At 39.9% G+C, this 21,479-nt stretch carries 18 protein-coding genes and 1 other RNA gene; 9 read left to right on the forward strand and 10 right to left on the reverse strand.

Annotated features, from left to right (window positions below; translation table 11 throughout):
- Positions 1-41: 41 nt before the first annotated feature.
- The gene (locus tag V3564_RS04210) at positions 42-1,349 is read left to right on the forward strand and encodes an MFS family transporter (protein WP_455480354.1); all 1,308 of its coding nucleotides are present in this window, start codon (positions 42-44) and stop codon (positions 1,347-1,349) included.
- 78 nt (positions 1,350-1,427) lie between these two features.
- Here V3564_RS04210 and V3564_RS04215 read toward each other — a convergent pair whose 3' ends face one another.
- Positions 1,428-1,733 carry a DUF2853 family protein gene (locus V3564_RS04215; protein ID WP_455480355.1) on the reverse strand — a complete coding sequence of 102 codons (306 nt, stop codon included), beginning with the start codon at positions 1,731-1,733 and terminating at the stop codon, positions 1,428-1,430.
- A 97-nt stretch (positions 1,734-1,830) separates the two neighbouring features.
- Here V3564_RS04215 and ssrA point away from each other — a divergent pair.
- The 5 genes from ssrA to V3564_RS04240 all read left to right on the forward strand — a co-directional run bounded on the left by ssrA (position 1,831) and on the right by V3564_RS04240 (position 5,815).
- Positions 1,831-2,184: a transfer-messenger RNA gene (gene ssrA / locus V3564_RS04220) on the forward strand.
- A gap of 170 nt (positions 2,185-2,354) precedes the next feature.
- Positions 2,355-2,906, forward strand: a complete 552-nt coding sequence (locus tag V3564_RS04225; protein ID WP_455480356.1) for an SspB family protein — start codon at positions 2,355-2,357, stop codon at positions 2,904-2,906.
- 12 nt (positions 2,907-2,918) lie between these two features.
- Entirely contained in the window at positions 2,919-3,101 is a 183-nt protein-coding gene (locus V3564_RS04230; protein ID WP_455480357.1) for a DUF4169 family protein, read from the forward strand.
- Positions 3,102-3,112: 11 nt separating this feature from the next.
- On the forward strand, positions 3,113-3,364 hold the full coding sequence (locus V3564_RS04235) for a ribbon-helix-helix domain-containing protein (RefSeq protein ID WP_455480358.1): 252 nt from the start codon (positions 3,113-3,115) through the stop codon (positions 3,362-3,364).
- A gap of 219 nt (positions 3,365-3,583) precedes the next feature.
- Positions 3,584-5,815, forward strand: coding sequence for an ATP-dependent helicase (locus V3564_RS04240; RefSeq protein WP_455480359.1), 2,232 nt, complete (start codon positions 3,584-3,586; stop codon positions 5,813-5,815).
- 61 nt (positions 5,816-5,876) lie between these two features.
- Here the strand turns inward: V3564_RS04240 and V3564_RS04245 are convergent, their stop codons facing one another.
- Positions 5,877-6,506 (reverse strand): DapH/DapD/GlmU-related protein, encoded by a 630-nt coding sequence (locus V3564_RS04245; protein ID WP_455480360.1) that lies wholly within the window; start codon positions 6,504-6,506, stop codon positions 5,877-5,879.
- 138 nt (positions 6,507-6,644) lie between these two features.
- On the opposite strand from V3564_RS04245, the gene V3564_RS04250 reads away from it, so the two are divergent.
- The 3 genes from V3564_RS04250 to V3564_RS04260 are packed head-to-tail and all read left to right on the forward strand — an operon-like array spanning position 6,645 to position 9,967.
- Complete coding sequence (locus tag V3564_RS04250) at positions 6,645-7,226, forward strand: SCO family protein (RefSeq protein WP_455480361.1); 582 nt, start codon at positions 6,645-6,647, stop codon at positions 7,224-7,226.
- Between the two features lie 28 nt (positions 7,227-7,254).
- On the forward strand, positions 7,255-8,124 hold the full coding sequence (locus V3564_RS04255) for a 50S ribosomal protein L11 methyltransferase (RefSeq protein WP_455480362.1): 870 nt from the start codon (positions 7,255-7,257) through the stop codon (positions 8,122-8,124).
- Between the two features lie 16 nt (positions 8,125-8,140).
- Positions 8,141-9,967: an aminopeptidase P family protein gene (locus V3564_RS04260; RefSeq protein WP_455480363.1), complete on the forward strand. Its 1,827-nt coding sequence runs from the start codon at positions 8,141-8,143 to the stop codon at positions 9,965-9,967.
- A gap of 265 nt (positions 9,968-10,232) precedes the next feature.
- Here V3564_RS04260 and ligA read toward each other — a convergent pair whose 3' ends face one another.
- The 8 genes from ligA to V3564_RS04300 all read right to left on the reverse strand — a co-directional run bounded on the left by ligA (position 10,233) and on the right by V3564_RS04300 (position 21,276).
- A complete protein-coding gene (gene ligA, locus V3564_RS04265) occupies positions 10,233-12,392 on the reverse strand; it encodes an NAD-dependent DNA ligase LigA (RefSeq protein ID WP_455480364.1) in 2,160 nt (719 codons plus the stop codon).
- 111 nt (positions 12,393-12,503) lie between these two features.
- Positions 12,504-14,165 carry a DNA repair protein RecN gene (gene recN / locus V3564_RS04270; protein WP_455480365.1) on the reverse strand — a complete coding sequence of 554 codons (1,662 nt, stop codon included), beginning with the start codon at positions 14,163-14,165 and terminating at the stop codon, positions 12,504-12,506.
- 6 nt (positions 14,166-14,171) lie between these two features.
- Positions 14,172-15,065 carry an outer membrane protein assembly factor BamD gene (locus V3564_RS04275; RefSeq protein WP_455480366.1) on the reverse strand — a complete coding sequence of 298 codons (894 nt, stop codon included), beginning with the start codon at positions 15,063-15,065 and terminating at the stop codon, positions 14,172-14,174.
- Positions 15,066-15,231: 166 nt separating this feature from the next.
- Positions 15,232-16,104, reverse strand: coding sequence for a UDP-3-O-acyl-N-acetylglucosamine deacetylase (gene lpxC / locus V3564_RS04280; RefSeq protein WP_455480367.1), 873 nt, complete (start codon positions 16,102-16,104; stop codon positions 15,232-15,234).
- A gap of 211 nt (positions 16,105-16,315) precedes the next feature.
- On the reverse strand, positions 16,316-18,091 hold the full coding sequence (gene ftsZ / locus V3564_RS04285) for a cell division protein FtsZ (RefSeq protein WP_455480368.1): 1,776 nt from the start codon (positions 18,089-18,091) through the stop codon (positions 16,316-16,318).
- 67 nt (positions 18,092-18,158) lie between these two features.
- Positions 18,159-19,460 carry a cell division protein FtsA gene (ftsA, locus tag V3564_RS04290; RefSeq protein WP_455480369.1) on the reverse strand — a complete coding sequence of 434 codons (1,302 nt, stop codon included), beginning with the start codon at positions 19,458-19,460 and terminating at the stop codon, positions 18,159-18,161.
- Complete coding sequence (locus V3564_RS04295) at positions 19,457-20,368, reverse strand: cell division protein FtsQ/DivIB (RefSeq protein WP_455481455.1); 912 nt, start codon at positions 20,366-20,368, stop codon at positions 19,457-19,459. The genes ftsA and V3564_RS04295 overlap by 4 nt, the downstream gene beginning before the upstream one ends.
- Positions 20,356-21,276 carry a D-alanine--D-alanine ligase gene (locus V3564_RS04300; RefSeq protein WP_455480370.1) on the reverse strand — a complete coding sequence of 307 codons (921 nt, stop codon included), beginning with the start codon at positions 21,274-21,276 and terminating at the stop codon, positions 20,356-20,358. The genes V3564_RS04295 and V3564_RS04300 overlap by 13 nt, the downstream gene beginning before the upstream one ends.
- Positions 21,277-21,479: the final 203 nt, after the last annotated feature.

Consider the following 21,479-nt stretch of genomic DNA (forward strand, 5'->3'; position numbering starts at 1 on the left):
TTAATCAAAAAATAAACTATAAATGTAAAAGGAGGCACTTAATGAAAAGCAAAACAACTTTAGCACCAAATGATACAAGAAAACGTATTTTTTCTATCATATACAGTGCATCTGGAAATCTAGTAGAATGGTATGATTTTTATGTCTACTCCTTTACGTCAATTTATTTTGCATCACAATTCTTTCCCGAAGATGATGATGTTGTTACTCAACTATTAAAAACTGCAGGAATCTTTTTTATTGGCTTTCTTATGCGCCCTATTGGAGCATGGCTTTTCGGATTTATTGCTGACCGTTATGGGCGTAAACGTTCAATGCTTATTTCTATTTTTATGATGTGTGGTGGCTCTTTTCTCATCGCCATACTTCCCACCTATAAAACTTTGGGCATAACAGCAGCATTTCTTCTACTTTTAGTTCGAATAATGCAAGGACTTTCAGCAGGCGGTGAATATGGTACAGCAGCAACTTATATGAGCGAAGTTTCCCTTAAAAATTATCGTGGGCTCTCTGCTTCTTTCCAATCTGCTACACTTATTACAGGTCAACTTTTAGCCAGTTTTATTATATTTATTCTGGCATCTTATCTCACAGAAGATCAGTTAAAGTCATGGGGATGGCGTATCCCTTTTGTAATTGGTGGCTTCGGAGCAGTGGTTACGATTTATCTCCGTCGCTCACTCCATGAAACAACTACTAAAGAAAGCCGTTCTAAACAGGATAATGGTAGTCTTAAAGAACTTCTCACCAAACACATAAAGGCCTTTTTTGTGATTGCTTGCTTTGCATCTGGAGGATCTCTCACATTTTACACCTGTACAACTTATATGCAAAAATATCTGGTCACAACAACTGGATTTGATAAACACACTGCTACAACGATAATGACTGTTGCACTTTTTATTTTTATACTGCTCCAACCCGTATGTGGTATCCTAGCTGATAAAATTGGGACAAAAACTTTACTCATCATTTGGAGTATACTCTCTTCTATCTTTACATTGCCTGGGCTTATCATAATTGGAAACACACAAAGTGCATGGGTTGCCCTATCAACCATTATTGGAATGCTTTGTATTATGAGTATGTATACATCCATCTCTGGTATCGTAAAATCAGCAATGTTCCCTGCATCAGTACGGGCACTGGGAGTTGGTCTCTCTCACGCCATCGGCAATGCATTATTTGGTGGCTCTGCTGAATACGTAGCACTTGGATTAAAAAAAATTGGACATGAATCTATCTTTTACTTTTACATAACTGGTGTAACGATTATCGCATTCATTGCGCTCCTCTTTGTACCGAATATGAATAAAGGAGGATATCTCCAAGACGATGAAATCCATTAACTTCCTACACAAAACGAAAAAGCCCAATTTATTGGGCTTTTATATCATTCTTGCATAAAAATTTAATTTTAATATCGTTTAAATTTTCTGAAGTGCATTTAATTCTTTAGCTACCAAATAATAAAAAGTTATACGACTTTTTCTGCGATCTCCAGACATTATATCTGCGACATTTGAAACAGCTATTTTAGCACTCTTCTCATCAGCTCCTAACACATCTTGAATCCATTTTTCAACGCGTTCTAACTCTTCTGGATCAGATGTAGCAACAAGCGATGCATCCTGCTTCTTCATCACCAAAGCTAAACGATGGCTAAGCCGCTCTATTGCAGCTTCATCGGGATTTGGGTCATATAATTTAATATCTGCTAGATAATTTGTCATTTTGCACCATTTCCTCTCCAAGAATTAGCGACTGTACTTTACAATCGCATCATATAGTTTCATAAATAACTAGAGGATTTAAAATATTAACAACCCCCCCCTTTTCTAAAGACTGTTCTTCATCTATATTTAAAGTGCTGGCTTGCCAGCTATGGTAATAAATGGACAATGAAATAAGCTTATTGGACCCGGGGGCGGTACCCGGCGCCTCCACCAAAATATAATAAAAGATTATATTTTGGTGGGGGCGAAATAGGATCGACAAGAGTGTAAAGATTGCTCTTTTACTCGGCATTGTACCACCGTTATCGGGCTAAATGAGTAGTTGCAAATGACAACTATGCGGAAGCACGTCTCGCTGCTTAATGTAGTGTGAATGTTTCAAATTAAGCCTTAAGCCGTCGCAGGTTTAAGCGGGGTTCGAAGGCACCTGGCAACAGAAGCCTTCACTTTTATAAATGTTATTGATTGATCTTTCAGACATTATTTGTCATAAAATTTTATATTCTTTTTCGGTTATTAGGTGCATAGTAGACAAAATATTGCTAGCTTAAAAATGCATTCCATTGCACAATATTACTCATGCTCATCTGCCACGTGAAATAAAAGGAATAAACTTCAATGCTTCAAGATCAAATCCGTTACGATATTCTCGTTCAAGATGCGCTTCGTGGGGTTATCCGTAAAGTTTTATCGGAAGTTGCTAAAGCAGGTCTTCCAGGAAACCACCATTTTTTTATCACTTTTTTGACAAATGCTCTAGGCGTGAAAATATCTCCTCGGCTCAAAAGTCGTTATCCGGAGCAAATGACAATCGTACTACAACATCAGTTCAGAGATTTAAGTGTCTCAGAAACCGCCTTTGAAGTAACACTCTCTTTCAGAGAAATTACCGAAAAATTAGTAATTCCGTTCACTTCTATCCAAGTATTTTATGACCCTGTAGCAGCATTTGAAGCGGCATTTGATCTGCCCTCAAACCTTACCTCTGGAGAAAGTAAAAGTTCAGAAAATATTTCATCCACACCTATTATTCTATCGGAAAAACAAAAAGAAGAAAATAGGCTCACAAAAGAACAAAATCTCAATACACATGGAAATGAGGAACCTTCAAACAGTGATAGCAAACAAAGTGCTGATGTTGTCTCATTAGATTCTTTTCGAAAAAAATAAATAAATTTTCTCATGACTGAACCGATTAACCTTCGCCAATTTCGAAAACAAAAAAAGCGCACAGAAAAAGCTGTTCATGCAATGGAGAATCGCCATCGTTTTGGACGAACAAAAGCTGAAAAACTTTTTGAGAAAAAAAAATCTTTAAAAGCGCAAAAATTTCTTGATCAAAACCGTTTATGGTACGACGAATAAGAGTAGAGAAAATGCACGAAAATAATTTTATCGATTGGTCAAAAGTAATTCCGCGAAAAATATCCGTTCGAATTGATGGACATGCAACAAGCGTATCTTTAGAACAACCATTTCTAGATATTCTTAAAGCCATAGCACGCAAAAAAGGACAATCTTTAGCCTTTATTATCACTGATATTGATAGCAAAAGGCCACAACAAGTGAATCTTTCGGCTTCATTACGCGTTTATGCACTTCAGAGCGTTCTCACCAAACGCCTTTAATATCGTTTTTATTTTTACTATCTCTATCTCTTTGTTCAACTGAGCGTTTGTGATATTTTAAGAAAAGTTTTTTAAACCTAGCGCTAAAATGAAAAAAAGACTACCAAAAGGTACAATGAGTAATTTTTCCAATCACATAATATTCTTCAAAGAAGATGCTCCATTCTCATAAGCGTGACAATAAACACCTGCATTATAATAACAAAAGAAAAATGCGATATGATTTCAAATGATGCCGATTATTTAGAAAATCTCAATCCAGAACAACAACAAGCTGTAATGAATACGGAAGGACCTCTCTTAGTTCTTGCGGGCGCTGGTACTGGAAAAACGCGCGTTCTGACTACCCGCATTTCTCATATTTTGCACTCTGGGCTCGCCTCTCCTAAGCAGATACTCGCTGTAACTTTTACCAATAAAGCAGCGCGCGAAATGAAAATGCGTATTGGTGAGCTCATTGGTACAATTATTGAAGGCATGCCTTGGCTTGGAACTTTTCATTCCACCGGAGCGAAGATTTTGCGCCGCCACGCAGAACTTGTTGATTTAAAAAGTAACTTCACAATTCTTGATAGCGATGATGTTATTACCCTTTTAAAACAACTTATTCAAATTGAAGGATTAGACGATAAACGTTGGTCAGCACGTCATCTTGCGATGATGATTGATTCTTGGAAAAATCAAGGACTTTCACCAGAACACATTTCAGAAAGTGATGCCCATTCCTTTGGTAACGGTAGGGGACGCAAACTTTACCGCAACTATCAGGATAGATTAAAAAGCCTTAATGCTTGTGATTTCGGCGATCTTCTGCTTCATCCTATCTCTATCTTTCAACATAATCCAGATATTCTTTGCGAATATCATTTTAAATTCCGCTATATTCTTGTGGATGAATATCAAGATACAAATACCGCACAGTATCTTTGGCTTCGCCTTTTGGCACAACAATCTAAAGGACAACACGTCAATCTTTGTTGTGTTGGTGATGATGACCAATCTATTTACGGGTGGCGTGGCGCTAAAGTCGATAATATACTGCGTTTTGAAAAAGATTTTCCTCCTGCAAAGATTATTCGTTTAGAACGTAATTATCGCTCAACATCACACATTCTCAAAACCGCTTCTCATCTTATTTCCCATAACCAAGGAAGACTTGGAAAAGCACTTTTTTCTGATCAAATAAATACCGAAGAAGAAAAAGTAAAAGTTCATGCAATATGGGATTCGCAAGAAGAGGCTCGTGCAATTGGAGAAGAAATTGAACGCGCACAACAAGCTGGTCATTCATTAAATCATATGGCTATATTGGTGCGTGCATCATTTCAGATGCGTGAATTTGAAGATCGCTTTGTAACCCTTGGCTTAAACTACCGTGTTATTGGTGGTCCACGCTTTTATGAACGAATGGAAATACGTGATGCCATGGCTTATCTGCGCGTTGTTGTTCAACCAGCAGATGACTTAGCCTTTGAACGCATTATCAATACACCTAAACGCGGCTTGGGGAATGTAAGCTTACGCATCCTTTATGAGAGTGCACGTGCACGTTCTATTTCTCTCTTTTCTGCTGCAGCGGCAATAATTGAAACGGACGAACTAAAACCCAAAGCACGCAGTGCTTTGCGAAATACTATTGAAAACTTTCGTCGCTGGCAAAATATGCTGCAATGCACACCCCATAGAGAACTTGCCGAAATAATCCTTGATGAATCAGGTTATACAGCTATGTGGCTAGAAGATCGCTCACCAGAAGCACCAACACGGCTAGAAAATCTCAAAGAAATGATCCGCTCTATGGAACAGTTTGAAAGTCTGCACAGCTTTTTAGAGCATGTTGCATTGGTTATGGATGCTGAAAACAATGATAATACTGATGCAGTCAACATTATGACTCTTCATTCCGCCAAAGGGCTTGAATTTGAAACAGTTTTTCTTCCTGGTTGGGAAGAAGGACTTTTCCCCCATCAGCGCTCATTGGATGAAGGCGGCCATTTAGGATTGGAAGAAGAACGCAGACTAGCTTATGTAGGGCTAACAAGAGCAAAAAAGCATTTGCATATATGGTTTGTATCCAATCGAAAAGTTCATGGGCTTTGGCAAACTGCACTTCCTTCCCGTTTTTTGGATGAATTACCAGAAGAACACATAGAACTTGTAGAAATGGGAACATCTTATGGTGGTTATGGAAAATCTCCCTTTCAACATCACAATCCCTTTTATAATGACTATGCAACACCAAGACAGAAGCATACACAAAAGAACATTGAAGGAAAAGTTATCGCCAAATCAGTCTCTGAAGCACTCTCAGACTTTTCAATCAATGATCAAGTTTTTCATATAAAGTTCGGTTATGGCCATATCACAGCAATAGACGACCATAAATTAACCATTGTGTTTGAAAAAGCTGGAGAAAAGCGTGTACTCGACAACTTTGTAAGAAAAGCTTAACATAAGCATAACGAAATCATCTTTCCAAACGAGAAGTCATTTTTTCATTTTATTTTGAATATTATTTCCATTTGTGAATAAAAATCTCAATTGGAAGGTTTTGCATATCAGGCAATGCGTTATAAATTTTATCAAGCGGCCAATTCCACCAAGCCATATCCAAAAGTATCTGGATTACATTATCAGAAAAGCGCATCCGCAACTGCTTTGCAGGAACACCAGCAACAACCGTATAAGGTAAAACATCTTTCGTTATAACAGCATTAGCACCAATGATAGCACCATGCCCAATTGTCACCCCAGGCATAATAATAGCACCATGTCCAATCCATACATCATGTCCAACAACAACACGTTTTGCACAACGCTTTTCGCGAAAAGAACTATCTAACGGCATATAACGAAAATATTCGTTAGGGCGATAAGTTATTTTATGCGTCGAAATGCGTTCCATAGGATGCTCTAGTGCATTCACACATACATGAGATGCAATAGAACAAAAACGACCAATATCGCTATAAATAGCTTCACTGTTACGCTCAAAATAAGAAAAATCCCCAATTGTTACATCACGCAAAACCACCCGCTCATTGATTTCCACATAGCGTCCTAATTTACAACCATGCAACCGTGCTGTCGTATTAATACGAGGTTCACCCTCATGGAATCTAAGATCTTTTTCAGTATCCATTCATCTTTCACCAATTGTTTTTCCATAAATAACGTGAAAAAACATACCAACAGGTAAACAAAATCAATCATGAAACAGAGATTGCAAAGTTAACCGGCCAGTGTTATAATTTTTCTGTATATTTAAAAGAGTTAAACTATGAAAAATGTGATACGCATCTTAGGACTAACAATCATATTTCTTGCGGGCATTTTTATTTACGATGCGTTAATAAATAAGCCTTTAGGGGGTGATTTTACACTCACTGATTCCAATGGAGAAACCATTACAGAAGCTGATATTCGAAGCAAGCCTTCAGTGCTTTTCTTTGGCTTCACCATGTGTCCTGAGACGTGCCCTACTACATTAATCAATCTTGATCGATGGCTGACAGCGCTTGGCCCAAAGGCTGATAAATTAGGGGTGTGGTTTGTTACTGTTGATCCTGAACGTGATACACCAGAAGTGCTCCATGAATATCTGAGCAATTTTACTCATAAAATTATTGGTATCAGCGGAGATCCTGAAAAAGTTCATAAAATGGTAGATTCTTTTAACATCGTTGCTGAAAAAGTGCCTGGAACAGGTGAAAACTACACTTATAACCACACAGCAGCAGTTTTTTTACTAAAAAAAGGTGGAAAGCTAGCTGGCATTATTCCTTATGACACGACAGAAAGCAACAGTGAATTAAAAGATGAGATCGCCATTAAACGACTAAAAAAACTCGTCTCGAAATAAATTAAAAGCCGATAAAAGAAAGAACAAAATGCCGCAGCAAATTCGTCTGTATTACGCTGCTTTCAAAAGCGAAGCAGAACGGCTTTATACTCTTATGGAAACAGCCTTTGATGAAGAAGGGTATCCTCTTGCCCTTGTAGAGATAGATGAAAAAAATGCCGTATATGAGCTTTCACTTTATGTAGATAAAGAAAACCAAAAGAATGCTTCCAAATGTTTTGCACGCATCCTTTCTATAGATCCTGAAAAAATTAACCATGAAATTTTACCCAATATTGATTGGGTAAAACAAAGCCTTGAAGGACTAACACCTGTGCGTGCTGGTCCCTTTTTTTTACATGGGAGCCACAACCGAAACGATATTCCACCTAATGTTCTTCCTATTGAAATTGAAGCTAATCAAGCTTTTGGTACCGGACATCACGGAACAACAGCCGGTTGTTTAGAAATGATTTCCAAAGTAATGCAAAATGGAAATCCACAAAATGTCCTTGATCTTGGTACAGGAACCGGAGTATTAGCCATTGGCATCGCAATGCTCAAACCTGTTTCTGTACTCGCGTCCGATATTGATCCAGTTGCTATTCAAGTTGCACAACACAATATTGCACTCAATGGCGTAAAGGAATATATTACAGCTGTCACAGCAACGGGTTTCAGCCATGATAAAATTGCATCACGTGCGCCCTTTGATCTCATCGTTGCAAATATCCTTGCCAATCCTCTAATTGAGCTTGCGCAAGAAATGGTACAGGCACTTCAAAAAAGTGGATCACTTATATTATCTGGCATTCTTGAAGAACAGCATACCCATGTTTTAGAAACTTATGTAAAACAGGGCTTAAAACATATTGAAACATACCATCGTCAAGGATGGGTTACTATACATTTAAAATAACAAAAAAGGCATTGTTATGTATCAATCGTTTGAAGCGACAACAAATCCGGCCTGTGCTGCAGAACGCATTTCCTCTCTTCGTAAAGAACTTGATCGTCTTGGGTTAGATGGCTTTCTTGTCCCACGTGCAGATGAACATCAAGGAGAATATGTTCCTCCACATGCTCAACGTCTTAGCTGGCTTACTGGCTTTACTGGATCATCTGGTATCGCACTCATTTTAAAGAATAAAGCCATCATATTTACAGATGGACGCTATAAACTCCAAGTTCGCCAACAAACCGATCCTCGTATTTTTGATTATGAAGATTTAGTATCTTGTCCACTACCACAATGGTTGGCACAAAATAAGCAAAAACTTTCTATTGGCTTTGATCCATGGCTTCACACCATTACTGCCACAGATGCATTAAAAAAAGCATTAGAATTTGAAGCAGGTGGGAAACTTGTCGCAACTCGATCCAATCTCATTGATCTTATCTGGCATGATCAACCACAATTGCCACAATCTTCCTTATTAATTCATCCTCTCAAATATGCGGGATGCAATGCTGATGAAAAGCTCACGTTAATCCGAAAAAATATACAACAAGCCAACGTAGATGTTTTTATTTTTACAGATCCCTCCTCCATTGCATGGACATTCAATATACGTGGCAATGACGTCTCCAATACACCTTTTTCCCTTTGTTTTGCTCTCATTCCCGTCAAAGAAACACCAGCCTTATTCATTGATAGCAAAAAACTTGGTGTAGAACAGAAACAATATCTGGAAAATTATGTAAAGTTGCATGAACCAAAGCAACTAATTTCAAAAGTCAAAGATTATGCTCAAAAAGGAACAACTTTTGCCTTAGATCCACAGCTAACATGCGAAAAATTACGCATGGTTATTGAAGAAGAAGGCCGCTCTTTCATCTCGCTCTCTGATCCCGCTTCCCTGCCACGTGCCATTAAAAATGCCACAGAATTAGACGGTGCACGCAAAGCTCATCTGCGCGATGGTGTAGCACTGACTCGTTTCTTTTCGTGGCTAGATAAACAAACACCAGGCACACAGGATGAAATTTCTTCTGCCAAAAAGTTAGAAGAATTTCGTATAATGACAGCAAATGAAATGGGTGAAAAACTTGAAGATCTATCATTTGATACAATCTCAGGAGCCGGTGCAAATGGTGCCATTATTCATTACCGCGTAACAACCAAAACAAATAAACAACTAAATGCTGGTGAACTTTATCTCGTTGATTCAGGTGGACAATATCGTGATGGCACCACAGATGTTACGCGCACAGTGGCAATTGGAAACATTAGAGAAGAAGAAAAGCGCTGTTTTACTCTTGTTCTCAAAGGCATGATTACTCTTTCAACTGCACGATTTCCAAGAGGCACACGCGGACAAGATATTGATGTTCTAGCACGCATTGCATTGTGGAAAGCTGGTTTTAATTATGCTCATGGCACTGGTCATGGCGTTGGATCTTATCTTTCTGTTCATGAAGGACCGCAAAATCTTTCAAGTCGTGGAAGCCAAGAACTAATCCCTGGAATGATTGTTTCTAATGAACCTGGGTATTACCGTGAAGGTGCTTTTGGTATTCGTATTGAAAATTTGATGGTTGTAAAACCAGCACAAAAAATTAACGGTGGCGATATAGAAATGCTATCGTTTGAAACACTCACAAATTGTCCCATTGATCGACGATTAATCCTACCAGAGCTTTTGACACTGCAAGAACGGCAATGGCTCAATGACTACCACACTCACGTTTATCGCGTTAACGCACCTTATTTAAATGAAGAAGATAAAAAATGGATAAAAGAAGCGACAATGCCGATTTAAATAAATTAGCGTGCAGCATCTTTTTACAAAACACTATCTCCTCCTTTAAAAAGAAAAATGTGCATTTGAACGATCAAAGAATACAAAGACATTCCTTATCGAGAAATCAAATTGCATTTAAAAACTTAAAAGTCAGATTATAATAATCTAAAAAAGAGTTTACCGATATTTTATTTACAACACACGGCAAAAATTATACCTAAGCTTCATATGGTATGAACAACAGTTTTTAGCCTATCCTTCATCCCTCTTGAAGAAGAAAAGCCTAAACATAATGTCCCTTAATTAATTGTAACCACATTTTTTCATTCATAACCTCAACACCTAACTCTTGTGCCTTAACCAATTTTGATCCTGCTCCCAATCCTGCAACAAGAAGATCCGTTTTTTTAGAAATAGAACCTGATGTCTTAGCGCCTAATCGCTCCGCAAATGCTTTTGCTTCATCGCGTGACATGTGTTCTAAAGTTCCTGTAAAAACAATTATTTTTCCTGCTATTGGCGAAGAAAATGTCATCAACGATTCTTCATCAAGAGGTGTTACTTCCTCAAGCAAAGCAGATAAAACCTCACGGTTATGCGTTTCTTGATAAAAGTCAACAATTGCTGTACCTACATGTTGTCCAATCCCTTCGATATTAGTGAGATCTCTCCAGGCCTCATTGCCCTCTTCGCCCATCTTATCGCATGGCATAGTGGCTGCCATAGCCGCAGTCTCAAAAGCCGTATAATTTTGATAAGCACGTGCAAGACGCCGTGCATTAACTTCTCCAACATGGCGAATGCCCAGTGCAAATAAAAAACGGCTTAAAGAAATTTTTCGGCAAGCGTTAATGGCATCATAAAGTTTACGTACTGAAACAGTACCAAAACCTTCCATATTTTCTAAACGTGTCAGAGAGTTTTCTTGGCGTTGTTGTAAAGTGAAGATATCGGCTGGTGTATGAATACAAAGCGTCTCATCTTGAACATGAAAGAAGAATTCCACTTGCTTCTTACCAAGACCCTCAATATCAAAAGCATTGCGTGAGACAAAATGACGAATACGCTCAATCGCTTGTGCTGGACAAATAAGTCCGCCTGTGCACCGACGTACAGCTTCTCCCTTGTCACGAACAGCATGGCTTCCACAAGCAGGACAAAGATGAGGAAAAACAAAAGCAGTAGTGTCTTTTGGACGCTTTTCAGCAATAATATCAACAACTTGAGGAATAACATCGCCAGCGCGCTGCACAATCACTGTATCTCCTACACGGATATCACGCCCTTCACGAATTGGCTCACCTTTATGACCAATTCCTTTAATATAATCTTCATTATGCAAACTCGCATTCGTAATCACCACACCACCAACAGTAACAGGTGCAAGACGCGCAACAGGAGTTAATGCCCCAGTTCTACCAACTTGAATATCAATATCTTCCAAAAGAGTCGTCGCTTTTTCTGCTGGAAATTTATGCGCAATTGCCCAACGCGGCGAGCGAGATGCAGATCCCAAACGCGTTTGTAACATCAAATCATTAACTTTATAAACAATCCCATCAATATCATAGCTTAAGGAATGACGGCGCTCTTCAATATCATGATAATAGGAAATAATCTCTTCTACTGTCTTAAAAACTTTTGTTAATGGATTAATAATGAATCCATATTTTTGAAACTTTTGCATCATCCCCATTTGACTTTCTGCAAGTGTTTCACTCACCTCACCACAAGCATAAGCAAAAAACTGAAGCTTTCTGTTAGCCGTTATACGTGAATCAAGCTGACGTAAAGAACCAGCTGCCGCATTTCTAGGATTAGCAAAAGCTAATTTCCCCTTCTCCTGTTGACCTACATTAAGCGCTTGGAAGTCTTCCCGCCTCATATAAACTTCACCGCGAACCTCAATAATATTGGGAAAATTACCTTGCAAAATTTGCGGAATATCAGAAATTGTTCGTGCATTCGCAGTTACATCTTCACCCACATGTCCATCACCACGCGTTGCAGCGCGCACAAGCTTTCCTTTTTCATAGCGTAAAGATAAAGATAAACCATCGATTTTTGGCTCAGCTGTTATTTCTAAAACTTGTGTTTCTGAAAGACGTAAAAAACGACGAATACGCTCAACAAAGTCACTGATATCTTCGGCACTAAATGCATTATCGAGCGAAAGCATTGGCTGAGCATAAACAACTTTTTCAAATTTTTCAGAAACCGGTGCTCCAATTTTATGTGAAGGAGAATCTGAACGAATTAACTCTGGAAATAAAGCCTCAATCTCTGCATTACGACGACAAAGAGCATCATATTCCGCATCAGAAATTTCAGGCTGATCGTTATTATTATAAAGCACATTATGACGTGCAATTTCTTTTGCCAACCACTCTAATTCACTTTCTGCTTCAAGGGCAGTTAAATTTTTAATTCCATCCTTGTTCATAAAATCTATTCCAAATTATGGACTATGAGCATAAAAATCTCAACTCTTGTGTCACGAATAGAATCCGCTGAACACATTCTTTCCAGTATTTTTATTGCTTACAAATTATCTTTATGCGAGAAGCTTTTGGGCAGCTGCACGCGCCTCTTCAGTAATCTGTTCTCCTGCCAACATGCGAGCAATTTCTTCTGCACGCTCATGCTCTTCCATTTTATGAATACCCGTAACGAAGCGGCCTTTATCATCACTTTCAACCTTTGAAATAAGAAAATGACTGTGCGCTTTCGATGCTACCTGTGGCGCATGTGTAATAGCAAAAACCTGAACACTTTCTGATAAATGCTGCAATCTTTGCCCAATGGCCGCAGCAACAGCTCCACCAACCCCCGTATCAATTTCATCAAAGATCAATGTAGGAGCTGATCCTCGATCAGACAAAACAACCTTTAATGCCAATAAAAAACGAGACAGTTCACCACCAGAAGCAACGCTTAGCATTGGTCCAGCACGTGTTCCAGGATTTGTTCGAACCCAGTATTCAATACGATCTATTCCTTCTGCAGTACGCTTTTCAGTATCACTTTGCATTTCAACGATAAACTCTGCCTTTTCTAATTTCAACGCAGGTAGCTCAGCCATAACGCTTTCAGACAAACGATTGGCTGTTTCTCGACGCTTTATTGACAACAATTGCGCCAATGTATCATAGTTTTTTTTGGCTGCCCGCGTCTCTTCTTCAAAATGCGTTAATGTAACCTGAGCCTCCTCAAAATCAGCAAGTTTAGCGTCCATTTTATCACGTAGCTGAGCTAATTCATCCGCAGAGACATTGTATTTACGAGCAATTCCCCGAAGAGTAAAAAGACGCCCTTCTACCTGCTCCAATTCACCAGTATCAAAATCTAACGCCTGCATTGCAGCTTCGATACCATCTTGTGCTGTGGCAAGTGCATGCAATGCCTCATCAATTGATTTTACCACAGGCATAATCAGTGTTTGCGCCTCAGAAACTTTCCGCTCCAAACGTCTCACTAGATTGGAAAGAACAGGTATTGGAGATTTGGGACCATTTAAAAGACCATCAGCCTCCTTAATATCCGTCGCTATCTTTTCTAACTTCAGCATATCTACACGACGAAGAGATAATGATTCTTCTTCACCAACCTGAAAATTATGCTTATCAAGCTCTTCCACACACGCACGAAGATAATCAGCTTCACGTATTGCATCTTCTGCTTTGATACGCTGTTGTCGCAAACGCTCTTCAAGAGCACGCCATATCTGATAGCATCGACGCAAATTTTCCGTTTCACCTTCAAGCTCACCAAAAGCATCTAATAATTGACGATGCGTAGCAACATCAACAAGCGCACGATCATCATGTTGTCCGTGGATTTCAACCAACGTACGACCAATGTTGCGCATCAATGCAACACTAGCCGCATGATCGTTGATAAAAACGCGACTGCGACCATCGCTTGATTGCACACGTCGTAAAATAATATCGCCTGTATCATCAAAGCCACTTTCACGGATAATTTGACGTGCAGGATGTGAAATAGGCACATCAAAAACAGCTATCACTTGTCCTTGCATTGCACCATGACGTACAAGCGAAGCATCTCCACGCCCACCAAGAGCTAGCGACAAAGCGTCAAGTAAAATAGATTTCCCGGCGCCCGTTTCACCAGTCAAAACCGACAATCCTGCTGTAAAATGAATATCGAGCGTTTCGATCAGAACAATATTATGAATCGAAAGCTGTATCAGCATATAGAATCAACGCACATTATTCTTACCACCACTTAAGGCATGTGAAATCCAAGAAGATTTATGCTCTTGGGGCAATATGCCATGCTTTTGCAATAAGTTGTAAGAAAATTTATACCACTCGCTTTTGGGATAATGAAGTCCTAAAACAGCTGCTGCTGTCTGCGCTTCCATAGTTAAACCAAGAGCAAGATTAACCTCTGTTAAGCGGAAAAGTGCTTCTTCAATTTGATTTGTATCAGAGTACTCTTCAACCACCGTACGAAACCTTCTACTCGCAGCAAGATACCGCCGACCTTCTTCATAATAACGACCAACCTGCATTTCTTTACCAGCTAACTGCTCTCGCGCAAAATGTATTTTAGCTTTAGCATCCTTAACATACTTAGAGTTTGGATAACGTTCTATGAGAAGCTGCATAGCAGCAATAGCACGTTTCGTATCGCGTTGATCACGTGTAACATCAGGAATCCGATGGAAAGAAGAAAGACCAATAATATAATAAGCATAAGCCGCATCATTTGCCTCTGGATAAAGAGTAATGTAGTGCTGAGCCATGCTAATTGCTTCATCATATTTTGCGAGTCGATAATTTGTAAAAGCACCCATCACTAAAGATTTACGACCCCACTCGGTATAAGCATACTGCCTTTCAAGCGCGAAAAACTTTTTCGATGCTTCTCCGAGTCGCCCACTATTAAGGCTAGCAAGTGCCTGATTATATAAAACATCTGGCGGATCCATTTTTAAAACATATGCAGATGGATCAAGGGTATTTTTCTCTTTAAATAAACAACCCGCTAACATACAAGTGCTCCCCAAAAGCACCATACCCAATACCTTACATACAACGTTAGATTTCCTATATACCATATTTCTAATACATACACGGGATTTTGTCATATTTTCCGGTCTCCAGAGAATGTCATACTGTAGCAAAAACTATTTATTGAAAATTTTTATATCATATCGCTTTAAAATCCACCAACCAATTTAGTAGCCTAGACCAATCATCCCCTTAAAATCAAGCAAACTACAAGAAAATCTTTTCAATTTTCTTTCACTCTATCTATAAATAAGCTTCTTCATAACATGATTTGTCTGCCAAAACAGCTTTCACCAATTGCGAATTAATTCTATGCCCACTACGATAAGAACGAAATAATCCAATAAAAGGCGCTCCAAGCAAAGCGGTATCACCAATTGCATCAAGCATTTTGTGTCGAACACATTCATTCTTCCAATAAGGGCCATCCGGATTCATGATTTTGTCATCAAAACCGATAATGAGAGAATTTTCCAAAGAAGCACCTATCCCCTTTCCAGAAACCCATAACTTTTCCACGTCTTTGACAAAACCAAAAGTGCGTGCACGTGACAAATCATCTTGAAACCGCTTTGTGGTAAGGTCAAAACTTAAGTGTTGTTTGCCAATAGCAGAAGAAGGAAAAGATATCGTTATATCAAAACGACGTCCATCAAACGGCAAAAACTCCGCAACGCCGCTGGCTACTTCAATCCGCAGAGGCTTTTTTATAATGAAATAGGAACGCAATGCGTTCTGTTGTACAATGCCAACTTCTTCAAAAGCTTGACAATACTGCCATGAAGAACCATCCAAAATAGGTATCTCATTACTCGACACTTCAATAACAAGATTATCCAAATTATAGGCGGCGATCGCAGCCATTAAATGTTCAATCGTTTCAACCCTCATTTCTCCATGTCCAAGCACTGTTGATAATTCAGTCGCTCCTGTTTGCGATGCATGCGCTTGAAGTATTTTCTCTGTTCCGTCTAATCCACAACGCTTAAAAATAATGCCACAGCCAACATCAGCTGGACAAACCTTTACCACAGACAAACAACCAGTATGAACACCATAGCCCTTAAACGTCACTGCCTTTTTAAGAGTAGACTGATATTTTGGCATCAATTTCATAACATCACTTCATAGATTGTTTTACGTATTTTAGAAATATCAACAAAACCATAAAATCACATCAATACTAAATAATAAACCCGCTTATAATAAGCGGGTTTATAAAAAACAGAGTACTTTCCCCAAAAAGCACAATATATTTCACTGTATAAATCGTTTACCTATCATAGAAGAGGTGCTAAAATTTTTCTCCTTCCTCGTTTTATGCTAATTAATTTGCCTGACGACGCAAAAACGCTGGTATTTCCAACTGATCTTCTTCGCTTATAAAATTACGCTGATCTTGTGGTACATGGGGGTGTAACTCACCAGAACGACGCGGAACATAAACAGAAGCATCTTGAGAAAGCCCATGAGAACTTTTATTATAAACATGAGCTTCTTGCTGTTGAGAAGATCTCACAGCAGGCTCCAAGCGAGCTTCTGGCTGAACTTCTTCACGATGTGTCAAACTTTGTTTCAAACGCTGCCAAAGATTACGAGGCCCTTGGTTGGTTGTAGCTATAGGTAACCTCTCACGTTGAGCATGAGCAACAGAGGGAAAATCCTTTAACTCAGGCATGCGCATAGGTGAACGCGCTTGCATCTGTTGCACTTGCTTTTGTTGTACTTGCTTCTCTTTTTGCTTCATAATCCCTGTCATCTCATCAAGAACATGCGCCGTCGCTTCCATGCTCACTGGCGCAGTCATAGAATGCTGAGAACCACGGCTAGCCTGCATACGTGGCGCATTTAACATCTGCCCATGTACAGCACTTGATCCATAAGGAACAGTATTTGCACTTCGTGTACTAACTGTATCTGCAGGCTGTGCAAAGATTTGACTTTTAGGACGAAACTGTTCCCCAGCCGACTTTCCTTTTTCTATTTCAAGTGCTTCTATCACTTCTACCATCGACTCAGAACGCAAGGGAGATGGCTGAACATGAAAAGAAGTTTGCGGCATTCCAGGATCACTCTTACGAATTGAAGGTGCAGATCTCTGAAGTTGAGAATGAGAGGGCTGAACCACATCACTAACCTCACGATCAATACCTGTTGCAACCACGGAAACACGAATGACACCTTCTAGAGACTCATCATCAATGGCTCCAAAGATAACATTCGCATCAGCATCAACCTCTTCGCGAATACGGTTAGCAGCTTCGTCTACTTCAAATAAAGTCATATCCCGACCCCCAGTAATAGAAATGAGCAAGCCACGAGCACCGCGCATAGAAGTATCATCCAACAATGGATTTGCAATCGCGGCTTCGGCAGCGGCCAAGGCACGACCATCACCAGATGCCTCACCAGTTCCCATCATCGCTCGACCCATTTCGTGCATAACAGAACGAACATCAGCAAAATCAAGGTTAATCAACCCCTCTTTAATCATCAAATCCGTAATAGAAGCAACACCAGAATAAAGCACTTGATCAGCCATAGCAAAAGCATCAGCAAACGTTGTCTTTTCATCTGCAATACGGAAAAGATTCTGATTGGGGATAACAATCAATGTATCAACAGACTTTTGTAATTCTTCAATACCAGCCTCTGCCGTCTTCATACGGCGAGCTCCTTCAAACTGAAATGGCTTTGTCACAACACCAACGGTCAAAATACCCTTTTCACGTGCTGCACGAGCCACAACGGGCGCTGCTCCAGTTCCGGTACCCCCACCCATACCGGCAGTAATGAAAACCATATGGGAATCTGCCAGATGATCGATAATTTCATCAATGCATTCATCAGCAGCCGCTTGTCCAACTTCTGGCAAAGCGCCAGCACCTAAACCTTCCGTAACTGCTGTACCAAGCTGGATGACACGTTCAGCCTTTGACATAGCCAAAGCCTGTGCATCCGTATTAGCAACAACAAAATCAACTCCCTGAAGACCAGCATTAATCATATTATTCACGGCATTCCCACCACCACCGCCAACACCAAAAACGGTAATGCGTGGCTTCAGTTCCGCGATATCTGGCCGATGCAGATTAATCGTCATTTCCTTTTCCTTCTCATAAGACATCGCAAGCCAAAGCGATGAAATTTAACTTCCTATATAAACTTACTTAAAAACTCTCACGCAACCACTGACCAACACGCTGAAAATACCCACGCGTGCCCATCGATAAATGATTCACTGCAGTCTGCATTGTTTTTTCTTCAAAACCCACTAATTGCGGATAAATTAACAACCCAACAGCAGATGTAAACGCCGCCCCTTTTGCAAGAGAAGGAAGCCTCGAAATACCTAAAGGCCGCCCTATACGAACATTTCTTCCCAATATAGTACGTGCCATTTCTGGCAATCCTGTTAACTGGCTTGCTCCCCCAGTCAAAATAACACGTTTACCAATAATGTGACCAAAACCAGAACGATTTAAACAATCACGTACCATCTCTAAAATTTCTTCAACACGTGCACGAATGATACGACCAAGAACAGCACGAGGATATTGGATTTCACGATGCTCACTCCCAATCTCAGCCACATTAATCATATGCCGCTCATCAGCACTTGTTAGAAGTGCTGAACCATAGACAACCTTTAGACGTTCCGCCTCTGTAATAGACATAGAGAATCCACGCGCAACATCAAGAGTTACATGATGTCCACCAACAGCAAGTGCATCCGCATGAACAAACTTCCCCTCAAAAAACACCGAAAACGTCGTTGTTCCACCACCAAAATCAATACATGCTGCTCCTAAATGCGCCTCATCATTCATCAAAACAGCAAGACCACTAGCAAAGGGGGTTACAACCATTGCTTCGACACTTAAATGCGCACGATTAATGCAAGTTTCTAAATTGCGCAAAGACGCTATTTCCGCTGTTACAACATGCACATCCACACCAAATAACTCCCCTGTCATTCCGACAGGATCAAAAATTCCTTTATCACCGTCCAATACATAGGAAACTGGAACTGAATGCACAACATGACGCTCAGTATCAAAAACTTTGCGCGAAATATCTGCAAATGCCATACGCACATCACGCCTAGTTACTTCACGACCATTCAAACGTACCATGCCATTGATAAGAGCACTTTGTAATCGGCTTGAGGAAAAGTTCACAATCACCGAATCCACCACCAAACCAGCCATTTTTTCTGCCGCATCAACAGCCAACCGTATTGATTGCTCTGCTGAGAACATATCCATCACAATACCGGATTTGATACCGCGCGAGCGTTGCACTCCAAAGCCTAGAATTTCTATAGAATGTGTACGACCATGTAAATAGTGTGTATGCTTCAAAGGACGCAAACAAGCAATAAGACAAACAGTCTTACTTGAGCCGACATCAAGAACCGTCAAAAAACGTGTTTTACGACTCCCCACATGATGTGATCCTAATAACATCATAGGTTCCCTGCCTTTCGCGCTTTTAAAATGCGTTCTTCTTCCGCTACAGCAGCATTACGACGTTCCAACGCCTCATCTGACAAGGAAACTGTAATTCGATCAGGAAGACGTAAATCAACACTTAAAATATCGCGAGAAAAAAGATCCTGCGCCGTACCTGTCTTAATGAGAGAAGAAAGTCTTTCAAGCGCGTCATTTTCAGGTAACATAACGCGCACCCCATTATCCAAGACAAGATCCCAACGCCGATTACCTACACGGACATAAGCACGAACATAACTGCACAACTGTGGATACGCCGAAAGCGCTTGAATAAACACTTTAGCAGCAGTTTGAGCACCCTGACCAACAACAAGAGGCAAATCCCGAACAATCCCTCCTTTAAGAGGCACAATGATGCGCCCTGTATCATCAATAATATCCATAATGCCATCATGTTGCCAAATTGCATACGGTTTACGCTCTACAACTGAAATACGTACAAGATTGGGATAAATCTTCTGAATATTAGCCGATTGAACCCAAGCCTGCTGCTCTAAAAGAGAACGTGCCCTATCAACATCAAAAGTGAATATGGATGGAGCAGCATCAAGCCCTAAAACTTTCAAAACCTCCTGTTTTACTAAGCGCTTATTACCACTTATTTCGACATTGGTGACCTCAAAACCAATATCTGATACCACAGTCTTCATAATCATTCCCGTATGATTACTTGATAAAAGCCCATAAAGAATCGTAATAAAGAAAAACAAGAAAACCGCAAAAGAACCAAAATGGCGCGGAACATGAACACTGACAAAGATAAACTCAAACATAAACCGAAGAACGCGACGATAAAGACGTGGTAAAACTGGCACTAACAGCACCTCCATCGGAACATTTGCTTTATTAACATTCAACGCATACACGACGCGTCCTCCACCATCCACTGAATGATATCGCCATAAGTATGACCACTCGCTTTTGCAATATCAGGGAAAAGAGACGTTGATGTCATACCGGGCTGTGTATTAATTTCAAGCCAAACCAATTCTCCAGTTTCCTCATCAAAACGAAAATCAGAACGACTAACACCTCGACAACCTATCGCCTGATGTGCTGCTAAAGACATTCTTTGCACCTTTTGGTAAATATTTGATGAAAGTTGCGCAGGACAAATGTGAAGAGAGCCACCAGCTTTATATTTCGAGTCATAATCATAGAATTGAAAGTGCTGATCGGGAAGAATTTCACAGACATCCAGCACCTCATTTCCAAAAACAGCACAAGTAAGTTCGCGACCAGGAATATATTTTTCAACAATAACCTCATCTGCATAAACCCACTCAGCTCCCACAACACTACGCGGCGGTGCAGATTTATCTCCATTTACAATCATAACACCAAAACTCGACCCTTCGCGCACAGGCTTAATCACATAAGGAGGTTCCATAGGATGTTTTCGCCCCACAGCAAAACGATTCATCACATAAGAAGGAGCAACAGAAACACCAACACTTGCAACAACAATTTTTGCACGCCCCTTATCCATTGCCAGCGCTGATGCCATCACCCCAGAATGGGTATAAGGAATTTTTAAATATTCAAGAACACCCTGTATACGACCGTCCTCACCAAATGCTCCATGCAATGCATTGAAAGCGATATCAGGCTGCAATTGTTCAAGAACAGAAGCAATATGACTATCAACATCCACGCGGCTTACACGATACCCCTGCGCTTCAAGAATATCAGCACAAACCGTACCTGAAGATAAACTTACAGACCGTTCAGAAGAGACCCCCCCCATTAATACAGCTATATGCTTATCTCTCATAACAACTTATCCTCCTTGGTACACTATATATAGACAACATAGAAACCATAGACACCATATACGGAAAATACCAAGATTTATCCTTGCGAATCAATAATCTAGCGTTTTTCCTAATGAATCAGACTCAAACGCATGACGCAAGAGATTCTTTGTTAATTTATTGATTCTTAATGGATTTTTTTTATTATCTCTTTGAAATGACT

The organism is Bartonella sp. B12(2025), from assembly GCF_053795135.1.